Source organism: Cobetia sp. UCD-24C (genome assembly GCF_001306765.1).
Classification (GTDB): Bacteria; Pseudomonadota; Gammaproteobacteria; order Pseudomonadales; family Halomonadaceae; genus Cobetia; species Cobetia amphilecti.
This window is the reverse complement of record NZ_LJTD01000001.1, coordinates 299,026-311,995: the sequence shown is the minus strand read 5'-3', so window position 1 is coordinate 311,995 and position 12,970 is coordinate 299,026. Positions and strand designations below refer to the sequence as shown.

The window sequence follows — 12,970 nt, the reverse complement described above, 5'->3', positions numbered from 1 at the left end:
GTGGTATGTGTGGCTGCTTGTCGCCCGAGGCTCTTCAAAAGAGGCATCCCGGGAAAGCCGATCAGAAGAAGAAGGTGACGCCGCCTTCCACATAACGGCCCTGGGTGTTGTAGCCATTGACCAGCTGATATTCGCGATCGAAGACGTTATCCAGCTTGGCGCTCAGCTTGACGTTCGGCATCACCTGCCAGCTGGTGCGTAGATCGACCACGCCATAGCCGGCAGTGCGCGTGTCGGTGTAGGTGTCTGCGTCAGTATCGCTGCGGCTGGCGCTGCCACGCAGTGTGGCGCCGAAGCTCCAGTCGTCGAGTGCGTAATCGGCGTCCAGACGCGCAAAGCGCTGGGCGCGGCGCTTCAATTGCTCACCGGTATCGCGGTCCTCCGGGTCCTGCCAGGTCATGGCAAGGTTCACGCTCAGGGCCTCGCCTTGCCAGCCACTGCTCAGCTCGACGCCACGGATGCGCGAGCGATCGATATTGATCGGTGAGAAGTCGGCTCCCTCGTAGCTGATCAGATTGTCGATATCGGTCTGGAAGGCATTCAGGCCCAGATGCCAGTGATGTTGCTGCAGGCGCCAGAACAGCTCGGCCGTGGTGGAGGTCTCGGCATCGAGGTCCGGATTGCCGGAGCCGTAGGGGCTGTAGAGGTCGATCAGATTCGGTGCCTTGAATGCGCTGGAATAGCTGGCCCCGAGCTGTTGCGCGGCCGTCAGATCATAGGCGTAGCTGGAGCCGCCCGTCATCTGGTGGCCATAACGATTGTCGTCGTCGTAACGCAGGCTGGTCGTGACGTGGTGACGCTGTTGCTGAAGATGCCAGCTGCCGTAGACGCCGGTGGCATAGCGGCTATCGACGCTGTAGCCCTCGGCGGTGAAGTAGGGGCCATCGGCATCCAGGCTTTCCTCGCGATGGTCCACCCCCAGACTGAGCGTGCCGAGGTCGGTGTAGAAGTCGTGGCGCAGGCCGACCTCGTTGCGAGTACTGGCGACACGCCCCGCATCGCTGCCGGCTTCGGTGTTCTCGTACTCATCCCGCGTGCGCGCCACGCTGACTGTCATGTCCCAGTTCGGGTTCAGGTGCGTCAGCAGGCTGGCATCCAATACCATCTGGCTGCCTTCGCCGTGGCAGTCTTCCGAGGCACTGAAGCTGCTGTCGTAGCAGTCGTCATAGTCGTAATCGGTCTCGGTGTTGGCGACGCCGAGGCTGAGCGTGGCCTGCTGACCGAAGTCGTGGCCAAGACGCAGTTCGGCGCCCGTGGCCTCGTAGCCATCATCTTCACTGCCGGTATCGCGGGCCGAGAAGCCATCGCTCTCATCATGATGGAGATTGGCCGAGAGGCGCGTGTCGTCTTCCACCGAGCTGAACTGGGCGTTCTGGCGGAAGGTGCCATCGCTGCCGGCACGCAGGGTGACTTCTGCATGCTGACCGACTTCGCTGCCGCCACGCGTGATCAGGTTGATCACACCGCCGATGGCATCGGCGCCGTAGACGCTGGCGCGCGGACCACGCACGATCTCGACACGCTCGACGGCGGCGAGTGGCAGGAATTCGAAATGCGCCAGGCCATCGGCACTGTTGGCGACGCGCTGCCCATTGACCAGAATCAAGGTGTGGTCGGATTCGGTACCGCGCATGAAGAGGCTGGTCTGGCTGCCCATCGGGCCGCTGCGGGCGACCTCGATACCATTGCGTGATTGCAGCAGATCGACCAGCGAATTGGCCTGCAGGCGATCGATCTCGTCACGCGTGATGACGTCGGTGCTGGCCAGCACATCATTCTGCAGTTGCGGAATGCGATTGGCGGTGACCTGAACGGTGTCCAGGTCCTCGGATGAATCGGTGGTCAGCGCATCAGCAGCGACGGCGGGCGGGGTCAGCAGCAGCAGGCTACCGACGAGGGTGAAGCTGGCCTGCGCAGATGCGCGACCACGAGTGTTGTTGTGTTTCATGAATGATCCTCAAGCGTCAGACGCAATGAGGAGGACAGCGTGACAGGGTGTGCGAGCACACGTCCCCCGCACGCGCCCTGATCAATCAGGCCCGTCGCGGGAGACTTGCCACTGGTGAGGCCCTCCGCATCAACCAGTGTGGAAGCGAGGGCCGGTCTCCGGACTGACGCCTGGTGGACTCCAATGGCAGGAGTCTCACCCCCTCATGCGCCTTCCCACCTCCTTCCCTTGGGGGAGGCCTGAATGACAGGACCTCCCGGAGGCAGTGGCTGGCCGTGTCGATCTTGTCGATCGTGGTCGACCTGCATGAGCGTTGCGATCACCGTTGCGGGGGCAGTACGGGGTTTTCACCCGTTTCCCGAACACCCTGGCTTCAACGTGAACCATTGTCTGGGGCGGGGGGGGAGGGAGTCAATCGGCAAACCGGCGTTGCGCAGGCTGCCACCCAGGGCCGCTCAGACGCGGTCATTCAGGGGGAGAAGTCAGAGGGCAAGTCTTCGGTTGTGCCAGATACGACAACGCCCGCACGGGGCGGGCGTTGTCAAGATGACGGTCTGGCCAGATGACGGTGTCTGCTCCATGGAAGCTCATGCTACAGAAGCCAGCTCTCTGGAGACTGGCTCACAAGCGAGCGTCTCTAGAGAGACAGGAACAGGCCGGCAAGACTCGCTGACATCAGGTTGGAGAGAGTGCCGGCGAGAATCGCCTTCATGCCCATCTGCGCGATATCACCGCGACGGTTCGGTGCCATCAGCCCCAGGCCGCCCATCAGGATGGCGACGGAGGACAGGTTGGCGAAGCCGCACAGTGCGAAGATGATGATGGCTTCAGAGTGCTCGGACAGCTTGATCTGGTGGCTGGCGAGATCGGCGAAGGCGACGAACTCATTGAGCACCAGCTTCTGACCGATGAAGCTACCCGCCTGGATGGCTTCGTGCCACGGCACGCCGATGACCCAGGCCACCGGTGCGAAGGCATAGCCCAGCAGCAGCTGCAGCGTGATGTCTTCATAGCCGAACAGGCCGCTGACCCAGCCGACGATGATGTTGCCCAGCGCGATCAACGCGATGAAGGCCAGCAGCATGCCGCCGACATTGATCGCCAGCTGCACGCCAGAGGCCGCGCCGGAGGCGGCAGCGTCGATGACGTTGGTCGGACGATCGATGTCCTTGCCCAGCGCTTCTTCGACGCTCTGGGTCTTGGTCTCGGTCTCCGGGATCAGCATCTTGGCCATCAGCAGGCCACCCGGCGCCGCCATGAAGGAGGCTGCCAGCAGGTACTTGAGGTCGATGCCCAGCGAGGCATAGCCCACCAGTACGGAACCGGCCACCGAGGCCAGGCCACCGGTCATCACGGCGAACAGCTCCGAGCGGGTCATGCCGGCGATGAACGGGCGCACGACCAGCGGGGCTTCGGTCTGGCCGACGAAGATGTTGGCGGCCGCGGACAGGGACTCCGGACGGCTGGTGCCGAGCACCTTCGACAGGCCACCGCCGAGCACGCTGATCACGACGTTCATCACGCGCAGGTGATAGAGCACCGCGATCAGTGAGGAGAAGAACACGATGATCGGCAGTACGCGTAGCGCGAACACGAAGCCGCCGCCGCCGAAGACTTCGAACATTTTGTCGCTGACCAGGCCGCCGAACAGGAAGTCCATGCCGACGTTGGCACTGGACATTACGGCCTGTACACCTTCGCTGAGCCCAAGCAGCATGCTCTTGCCGGCAGGCACGTAGAGCACGAAGATCCCCAGCATCGCCTGGATGGCAAAGGCACCCAGTACGGTGCGCAGGCTGATGGCGCGTCGGTTTTCAGAGAGAAGGAAGGCAATCCCCAGCAGGGCGAAGACGCCCACCAGGCCCATGACGATCTGCATCAAGCAGCTCCTGAATGCGTAGGTGTTACGTTGAGGACAAGGCAATAGCGCTGGCCACAGGACGGTATGGCCAAAACTGGCGCGTACTCTACCAGTATTTTTGCCCTCTGTCGGAGTCTGCCACTAACGTTTGACGGATTTTTTGTGAATCGCGCGAGGCGTGTCTGCGTCAACACGCACGAGGCCCGCCATGGGCGAGCCTCGTGCCTTCCGTCGTGATATTCCGACGTGATGCTGACTATGCCTGCTGTCAGGTGCCGGCGCCCGGCAGACGACTGGCCGGCAGGGGGCCTGACCCCGAGCCCGGCGGCGTCTGTGAGGACTTGCTGCCCGCGCCCTTGTCGGCTTGGGGAGCTTCGGCCTTGTCGGTCCTGGGCTGGGAAGACTTGTTCAGCTCCGGCGAGTCGGCATGGATCAGGCTGATCAGCGTCTCGCCGGCCTTGGGCTCCAGCGCCACGGCCGTGTTGGCGATCCGGATGCGACCCTGGCTGCTGATGCAGAACAGTGGCAGCAGGCGCTCTTCGTGAATTTTGCGGTAATCCTCGAGGCTGAAGCTCTCGGTGATGCGGGCACGCCGGAACTGCGCGCCCTGAGAGAGCAAGCTCGCCAGCTTGGCATAGGTGATCTTGCCATCGAACAGCAGCGGCAGATGCCCCAGCGCCTGGTCCTGCTGGCGCTTGGCATTCTTGCCGTTGTCCTCGGCGAGCCGGAAGACTCGCCCATGCCCCAGGATGTGCTCGAAGTGCAGCGCGGCCAGGCTATTGAGTTCGCGATAGGGCGACAGCGGCATCAGGTGGCCGATACCGGTCAGCTCGAGATGCTGGGCGGCATGTTCAGACAGCGGGTTGCCGTAGTAGACCGGCAGGCCCGCCATGCGCGCTTCCTGCACGGCGTCCCAGTTGGTATCGGTCAGGCGCACCGAGAAACCGGCATCGACCAGTTCACGGGCGACCTGGCGCGATACCGAGTTGGCGCCCAGGATCAGGAACCCCGAGGGCGGCGGCTCGCCGACGCCCAGCACCTTGACGATGGGGCGCGACAGCAGGCTCTGGACCACCACGGTGCCGATGATGACCAGGAAGGTCATCGGCACCAGCATCTCGGCGCCCTCGATGCCCTGGGATTCGAGCTTGAGGGCGAACAGCGAGGCGACCGCTGCCGCGACGATGCCGCGCGGTGAAAGCCAGGCCAGCAGGGCCTTCTCGCGCAGCGTCAGCCCGCTGCCCAGGGTGCACAGCCAGACCGTCAGGGGGCGTGCGACCCACATCAACACCGCCAGGAAGATCCACGCCGGCCACGACAGCAGGGACAGCTGCTCGACGGTCAGGCGTCCCGCCAGCAGCAGGAACAGTCCCGAGATCAGCAGAACCGTCAGGGTCTCCTTGAACTCGATGATCTGCTGGGTCGGCACGCCGCGCATGTTGGCCAGCCACACGCCCATCACGGTGACGGTCAGCAGGCCGGATTCATGGAACAGGGTGTTGGAGATGGCGAACAGCCCCAGCATCACCATCAGGGTGCCGAAGTTGTGCAGCTTCTGGGGTAGCCAGAAATGACGCAGCACCAGCCCCCAGCACCAGCCACCCAGAGCCCCCATGCCGAGCCCGAGGCCCACCGTCTGGGCGAACAGCAACAGGGTATGCGAGGCCGCATTGCCGGTCATGCCGAGCGCGACGTACTCATAGACCAGTACCGCCAGCAGCGCGCCGACCGGGTCGATCATGATGCCTTCCCAGCGCAGGATCTGGGTCAGGTTGCCGCGCGCGCGCAGCGTCTGCAGCAATGGCATCACCACCGTCGGACCTGTCACCACCAGCAAGGCGCCGAGCACGGCGGCCATCTCCCAGCGCATGTCGAGCAGATAGTGGGCGGCCACGGTGCCGATCACGCCGGTGATCACCACGCCGGTGGTGACCAGTCGCCTGACGATATGGCCATGGCCGCGCAGGTCCTTGAAGTCCAGCGTCAGGCTGCCCTCGAACAGGATGACCGCCACCGCCAGCGAGACCAGCGGGAACAAGAGATCGCCGAGCAGCTCATCCGGCTTCAGCCAACCCGTGACGGGGCCGGCGAGGATGCCGACGATCAACAGCGGCAGGATGGCGGGCAGACGCATGCGCCAGGCCAGCCACTGGCAGCCGAGGGCCATCAGACCGATCAGGGTCAGGGCCAGAGCAGGTTCGGTCATCGGGTGTCTTCCTTGGAGTCAGCGAAAATGAGCGGTGCCACTGTTGCGGTCACCGCTCATCGTTTCGTTGTGTCTCAGCCGTCTGTCAGTGGCCCTTGCTCCTGCTGGTCTGTACAGGCTTGAAGCAGGGGGCAGGCGCCACTCAGCTGCCGCGCGGCAGGCCGAAAGGGCGCAGCCTAGCGATTGATTCCGTGGTATGCAACGTCGCGTTGCCTTATCGCGCTCTCCTCATTTCCTTTCTCTCTCGTACCCACGTGATGGCGTCGGGCAGACGCGATCACTCATTGGGCGCGACGCAGCAGCGGCAGCAATGCCTGCAGCGGATGCGGCAACTGGCTGCCGGAGAAACGCTTGCTCTGACTGCGGCACGAGTAGCCACTGGCGACCAGCTTGCCCTGATTGGCGTCGTCTTCGACCACGGCCTTCCACGACAGGTCATAGATGGCACGCGAGGTCTCGAGATTGCGCGCTTCGTGGCCGTAGGTACCGGACATGCCGCAGCAGCCGGTGGCGATGGTCTCGAGCTTGAGGCCGAAGGCGGAGTAGACCTGCTGCCAGGCCTTGGCCGAACCCGGGGCATTGGTGCTCTCGGTGCAGTGGCTCAGAAGTTTCATGCCCGGGTCCATCTTGCCCAGCACTGTCTTGGTGACGCCGACCGGCAGCAGCTTGCGCAGGCTGATCAGCCATTCCTGCAGCAGCAGGACATCGGGCACCGCGTCCGGGCCGAGGGTCTTCACGTACTCCTGACGATAGGTCAGGGTCATCGCCGGGTCGATGCCGACCAGCGGCACGCCGAAGTCGGCGATCGCCTTGAGGCGGTCGGCCTGGGCACGCGCGGTACGCTGGAAGGCGCCGGTGAAGCCCTGCACCTGCAGCGGCTTGCCATTGGGGGCAAAGGGCGCGACGAAGACATGGATGTCGAGTCGCGACAGCAGTTCGATGATGTCGATCACCAGCTGGGCCTCGAAGTGACTGGTGAAGGCGTCCTGCACCAGGATCACGCTTCTGGCCTTCTGGGATTCGGTCAGGCGGCCTAGCTGGGTCGGCGTCGCCTCGGACACGCCCCAGCTCTTGAGCTGTCTGCGCAGGCTGGCGCGTGACAGGCGCGGCGCATCGACCATGCCGATCGGGCCTTCCAGCAGACGACTGACCAGCTTGTTGGTCAATAGGCCGTTATAGAGCGGCGTGACGCGCTCGGCCCACGGCAGCACGAATTCGAGGCTGCCGATCAGGTAATCGCGCAACGGACGCTGATAACGATGGTGATAGACCTCAAGGAAGCGGCTGCGGAAATCGGGCACGTTGACCTTGATCGGGCACTGGCCCGCGCAGGACTTGCACGCCAGGCAGCCGGACATGGCGTCGTAGACCTGCTGGTCGAAGTTGGCGTCAGACTGACCCTCAGCCTGTGCGGTGCCGGCACGGCGTGCCTTGAGCGAGGCGCTGATACGCGCTGGCAGACGCGCCAGCCACATGCCGGTGCCCTTGAGGCCCGGGGTACGCGCGGCCTGGGCCTCGGCGATCACGTCGCGTCCGGCGTTGCCTTCCAGGCGCAGCCACTCACGCATCAGGCTGGCACGCCCCTTGGGCGAGTGGATGCGCTGGCGAGTCGCCTTCCACGACGGGCACATGGCGTCGTTGGGGTCGTAGTTGTAGCAGGCGCCATTGCCGTTGCAGTAGACGGCACTGGCGTATTCCTGCCACACGCGCTCATCGATCTGACGGTCGAGATCACCGCGCATGGTCACGTCATCGATACGCATCAAGCGAGGGTCGAAGGCCTCCACGGTGCTGTCAGCGTGATCACGCTTGGCGCTTTCGCTGCCCCCTTCGCTGGCGCCTTCGCTGGCGCCAGCGTCACTCGCGCCTGCATCCTCGACCAGCGCCACTGACAGGCGCGGGGAGGCGATCTTGCCCGGATTGAGCTGGTTGTGCGGGTCAAAGGCCGCCTTCACGTCCTGCAGCGCGCCGTAGAGGCTGCCGAAGAAGCGTGGCGAGTACTCGGAGCGCACGCCCTTGCCGTGCTCGCCCCACAGCAGGCCACCGTACTTGTGGGTGAGGGCGGCGACCTCATCGGAGATCTCGCGGATCATCGCCTGCTGTGCGGGGTCCTTCATGTCCAGCGCCGGGCGCACGTGCAGCACGCCGGCATCGACATGCCCGAACATGCCATAGCGCAGGCCACGGGCATCCAGCGCGGCGCGGAATTCGGCGATGTAATCGGCCAGATGCTCCGGAGGGACGGCGGTGTCCTCGACGAAGGGCAGCGGGCGGGCTTCACCGTCGACATTGCCCAGCAGGCCCACCGAGCGCTTGCGCATGCCATAGACACGACCGATCTGCGCGCGACCACGGGCTTCGGTGAAGCCGAGACGCTCGACGCTGGTATCGCTGGCCAGGTGCTCGCTGAAGGCGCGGACCTTGGCATCCAGCACCTCTTCGCTGTCGGCATTGAATTCGATCAGGTTGATGCCGCCGATGGCCGGGGTGCCTTCGGCGCTGGCCGGGAAGAATTCCTCGACGCTATCCCACACGAAGTCCTGCATGGCGAGGTTGAGCACGGTGTCATCCACCGTCTCGATGGAGGTCGGGCGATTGCCCTCGACCGCCATCAGCGCCTTGGCGTCGCGCAGTGCATCCATGAAGCTTGCGTAGCGCAGGTTGATCAGCGTCGAGCAGGGCGCGATGGGCAGCGCATTCAGCTCGGCCTCGACCACGAAGCCCAGCGTGCCCTCGGCGCCGCACAGCAGGCTGTTGAGGTTGAAACGCCCATCGGCCTCGCGCAGGTGGGCGAGGTCGTAGCCGGTCAAGCAGCGGTTGAGCGGCGGGAAGATGTCGGCGATTTCCTCGGCGCGCTCATCGGCGATCGCACGTGCGGTGCGGTAGACCTCACCAACGCGATCCTCACGCGCGCACAGTGTCTCGAGCTCGGCATCATCGATGGCATGGCTCGACAGTCGTGTCCCGTCGAGCAGAACGCTGTCGAGCGCCAGCACGTGGTCACGCGTCTTGCCGTATTCGCAGCTGCCCTGGCCGGAGGCATCGGTATTGATCATTCCGCCAATGGTGGCGCGGTTGGAGGTCGAGAGCTCCGGGGCGAAGAACAGGCCATGCGGCTTGAGCGCGGCATTCAGCTGGTCCTTCACCACGCCGGCCTCGACGCGCACTCGGCGGTTCTCGACATCGATCTCGAGAATGCGGTTCATGTGCCGCGAGACATCCACCAGCACGCCGTCATTGAGCGACTGGCCATTGGTGCCGGTACCGCCGCCGCGTGGCGCCAGGGTGACGCCCGAAAAGCGTGGCTCGTGGGAGAGGCGCGCGATGCGCTGGACATCCTCGGCATGGCGCGGGTAGACCACGGCCTGAGGCAGCACCTGATAGAGCGAGTTGTCGGTCGACAACACGGTGCGGTTGGCATAGTCCGGACTGATGTCACCGGCAAAGCCTGCATCTCGCAGGGCGGCCAGGAAGTCCAGATAGAGGGAATCGACGGGGGCGGGCATATCCAGCAGGCGTTCGGTCATGATCTCGCTCGGGCAGTGAGTCGCGTCAGGCAGGCATCCAGGGCCAATGGGCCTAAGCTTACCTGAGCTGGGCGTGTGGCCCCAGCCCAGCGCGGCATTGCGTCACTCGCGAGACGGGAATTCAGGTGAAAGGAGTGAGGAATGACTACGCTGTGAGGAGTCATCAAATCAAGGCGTGAGCGCCCGAATGCAAGCAACAAGGGGGATGATGTGCACATGCTGCGAGCGATTGTCAGACGCCAGTCGCCGCTTCAGTGGTACCGTCAGCCATCGCAAGGCAGGCCGTCATGGCGTATCCCCTCCGTTTCTTCCCCTGAAGCTGTCTTCCCTCTTCCGCTGAGTCATCAGGAGTTAGCTCATGGCATCGTCCACCTATTCCTCGACCTCCACCTGTCATCGCGAGTCTCGCCAGCCGCCCACGCGATTGGGAGTGCTGGGGGTGGGGGAGTTGGCGGAGTCATTGCTGGTCGCGTTGGCGCGCGGTTGTCAGCGCGAAGGCCGCTCGCGGCATGATCTGGAATTCCACCTCTCGCCGCGCAACGACGTGCGCAGTCACCGTCTGGGCTGGCGTTTCGGTGCCATCCGCCACGTAAGCAACGTCGCGGTATGTGAATCGAGCCTGTGCATGCTGGTCGGGGTGCGACCAGAGCAGCTCGAGGCGCTGGCAAGTGAGCTGCGTGAAAGCCACGCACTGAGCAAGGATCATCACCTGATGGTGCTGGCGGCCGGGGTGCCACTGCAGCAGCTGCAGCGCTGGTTCGCGCCGGCGCGAGTGGTGCGGGTGATGACGGGGCTGGCAGTCTGTGAAGGGCAGAGCGCCCTCACGCTCTATCCGGAAGACCCGCTGACGCGCGACCTGCTCGGGCCGGCGGTCCGGCAGATCATCGCCTTCGATGATGAAGCGGCCTTCGAGGCCAGCATGCTGGCGGTCTGCGTGAATGCCTGGCAGATGGCGCAGCAGCAGGCGTTGCTCGACTGGTTCCAGACGGTGCCCGGCATGAGCGGCCCCCAGGCGCGCCTGTTGCTGATGGCGCAGTTGCGCGATGCGCTGGCCTTGATGGAAGCCCACCCCGATACCCCGCCCGGCGAGCTTGCCTCGCGTATCGGCACCCCCGGCACCTGGACGGCACGCGGCCTGGAGCAGCTGGGGGGCAAGGAGGGCGCACACCGCCAATGGCAGCATGTGCTGGAGCAATTGCGCGCGGAGATCGAGCAGGGCAGTGCGTCACCCGGCAGTGAATGAGTCGCTCTTCCGCCTGATGCCTTCCGCTCTCAGCCACCCTCAGACACCCGCGATGCCCATTGGTCAGGAGGCGCATCGCGGGTGTCGTGCTTTGTTCAATCTGCCTTTCGTGAGTCGTGGATTCCCCGTGGCTGGCGATTTTCCTACAATGGAGCGCTAGGCGGCACCCTCGGGTGCCAGAGTGGCTGGCGGCCGATCCATGGCGTAGCGCAGCACTCACTCGCATTGAATCGAGCACGGGGCATACAAGGCACATGGGAACCTGGTTGGCAGTAGCAGCGGGCGGCGCCATCGGGGCGCTGGGACGGTATCTTGTCAGTGGCTGGATCGTCGGCGCCGCCGGGCGTGGTTTCCCGTGGGGGACCCTCGGGGTCAATCTGATCGGCAGCTGCCTGATGGGGTTCCTGTTCATCTGGGTGACCCAGGAGCTCAAGCTGGCCCCCGTCTGGCAGGCGATCATGGTGGCTGGCTTCACCGGTGCATTCACCACCTTCTCCACCTTTGCCCTCGAGGCGCTCAATCTGATGATGAGCGGACGCATGCTCGCGGGGCTGGTCTATGTCGCCGTCAGTGTGGTGGCGTGTCTTGGCATGGTCGCGCTGGGCATGAAGATCGCACGCGTCCTGCTGTGATTCTCGTGCCCGGGCGCGCCCTCCTGTCGCCTGGGCGGCTGCGAAGCAGGGCATGGCTGAGGTAGACTAGTGCGCATAACCTTTCCGCGCCGCGATGCGGCCTGAGTGATCCGACGAGAGAGCCTTCCCACATGCTGGACCCGAAACTTCTGCGCGCTGATCTTGAAGCGACTGCCGAGCGCCTCGCACGTCGTGGCTATCAGCTGGATACCGAAGCCTTTGCCGCGCTGGAAGCGCGCCGCCGTGACCTGCAGGTCGAGACGGAATCCCTGCAGAACGAGCGCAACACCCGCTCCAAGTCCATCGGTAATGCCAAGGCACGTGGAGAAGACATTGCGCCGCTGCTGGCAGAAGTCAGTGATCTGGGCGAGCGTCTCGATGCCGCCAAGTCCGAGCTCAATGAGCTGCAGGCCAAGGCCGACGCCATGGCGGCCAGCCTGCCGAACCTGCCGGACGCCGAAGTGCCGGAAGGCGCTGAAGAAAGCGACAACGTCGAGCTGCACCGCTGGGGCACGCCGCGTGAATTCGATTTTGACGTGCGCGACCACGTCGACCTCGGTGAGCTCAAGGGCCAGCTGGACTTCGAGCTGGCGGTCAAGATCACCGGTTCACGCTTCGCCGTGATGCATGGCTCCATCGCGCGTCTGCACCGTGCGCTGGTGCAGTTCATGCTCGACAAGCAGACGCTGGAGCATGGCTACGAAGAATATTACGTACCCTATATCGTCAACCGTGATTCCCTGATGGGTACCAGCCAGCTGCCCAAGTTCGAGGAAGACCTGTTCAAGCTCAACGATGATCGAGATTTCTTCCTGATCCCGACCGCCGAAGTGCCGCTGACCAACATGGTGCGCGACGAGATCATCGACGCCGGCAGTCTGCCGCTCAAGTTCACCGCCCATACCCCGTGCTTCCGCAGTGAAGCCGGTGCCTATGGTCGTGATACCCGCGGCATGATTCGCCAGCACCAGTTCGACAAGGTCGAGATGGTACAGGTCGTCGCGGCGGAGAAGAGCGACGAAGCCCTCGAAGAGATGCGCGGCCACGCCGAAGCCATCCTGCAGGCGCTGGAACTGCCGTACCGTGCCGTGACCCTGTGCACCGGCGACATGGGCTTTGCCGCCGCCAAGACCTATGACCTGGAAGTCTGGCTGCCGAGCCAGGCGACCTACCGCGAGATCTCCTCCATCTCCAACTGCCGTGACTTCCAGGCGCGCCGCATGCAGGCGCGTGTGCGTGTCGAAGGCCAGAAGAAGCCGCAGCTGGTGCATACCCTGAATGGGTCCGGTCTGGCCGTGGGCCGCTGTCTGGTCGCCGTGCTGGAAAACCATCAAAACGCCGATGGCTCCATCACTGTGCCGCAGGCGTTGCGTGGCTACATGGGTGGTGTGGAAACCATCAACGTCTGAAGTGCGTGAATCGCCGTAGTGGATTCGCGTAGTTAAGGCCCCCGCTTTCCCATGGAAGCGGGGGCCTTCGTTTATCGCGGAGACAGAAGCCTTGCCCGATCGCACCACTCGTTATTCCCTCTGCGCGACTACAACGTAGCATCA

At 64.2% G+C, this 12,970-nt stretch carries 7 protein-coding genes and 1 riboswitch; of the genes, 3 read left to right on the top strand and 4 right to left on the bottom strand.

Going from position 1 to position 12,970, the window contains the following annotated elements:
- Positions 1–61: 61 nt before the first annotated feature.
- The 4 genes from AOG28_RS01310 to AOG28_RS01295 all read right to left on the bottom strand — a co-directional run bounded on the left by AOG28_RS01310 (position 62) and on the right by AOG28_RS01295 (position 9,542).
- Positions 62–1,948, bottom strand: coding sequence for a TonB-dependent receptor domain-containing protein (locus AOG28_RS01310; RefSeq protein WP_054555057.1), 1,887 nt, complete (start codon positions 1,946–1,948; stop codon positions 62–64).
- 132 nt (positions 1,949–2,080) lie between these two features.
- Positions 2,081–2,333, bottom strand: a riboswitch (cobalamin riboswitch).
- Positions 2,334–2,585: 252 nt separating this feature from the next.
- Positions 2,586–3,827 (bottom strand): NupC/NupG family nucleoside CNT transporter, encoded by a 1,242-nt coding sequence (locus AOG28_RS01305; RefSeq protein ID WP_043332439.1) that lies wholly within the window; start codon positions 3,825–3,827, stop codon positions 2,586–2,588.
- A gap of 250 nt (positions 3,828–4,077) precedes the next feature.
- Entirely contained in the window at positions 4,078–6,015 is a 1,938-nt protein-coding gene (locus AOG28_RS01300; RefSeq protein ID WP_082388126.1) for a cation:proton antiporter, read from the bottom strand.
- A gap of 281 nt (positions 6,016–6,296) precedes the next feature.
- A complete protein-coding gene (locus tag AOG28_RS01295) occupies positions 6,297–9,542 on the bottom strand; it encodes an FAD-binding and (Fe-S)-binding domain-containing protein (RefSeq protein ID WP_054555056.1) in 3,246 nt (1,081 codons plus the stop codon).
- Positions 9,543–9,900: 358 nt separating this feature from the next.
- Here AOG28_RS01295 and AOG28_RS01290 point away from each other — a divergent pair, with 358 nt between their 5' ends.
- From AOG28_RS01290 to serS, 3 genes are all read left to right on the top strand, one after another.
- Positions 9,901–10,785, top strand: a complete 885-nt coding sequence (locus AOG28_RS01290) for a hypothetical protein (protein ID WP_054555055.1) — start codon at positions 9,901–9,903, stop codon at positions 10,783–10,785.
- A gap of 254 nt (positions 10,786–11,039) precedes the next feature.
- On the top strand, positions 11,040–11,417 hold the full coding sequence (crcB, locus tag AOG28_RS01285; RefSeq protein WP_054555054.1) for a fluoride efflux transporter CrcB: 378 nt from the start codon (positions 11,040–11,042) through the stop codon (positions 11,415–11,417).
- A gap of 131 nt (positions 11,418–11,548) precedes the next feature.
- Positions 11,549–12,826, top strand: coding sequence for a serine--tRNA ligase (serS, locus tag AOG28_RS01280; RefSeq protein WP_054555053.1), 1,278 nt, complete (start codon positions 11,549–11,551; stop codon positions 12,824–12,826).
- Positions 12,827–12,970: the final 144 nt, after the last annotated feature.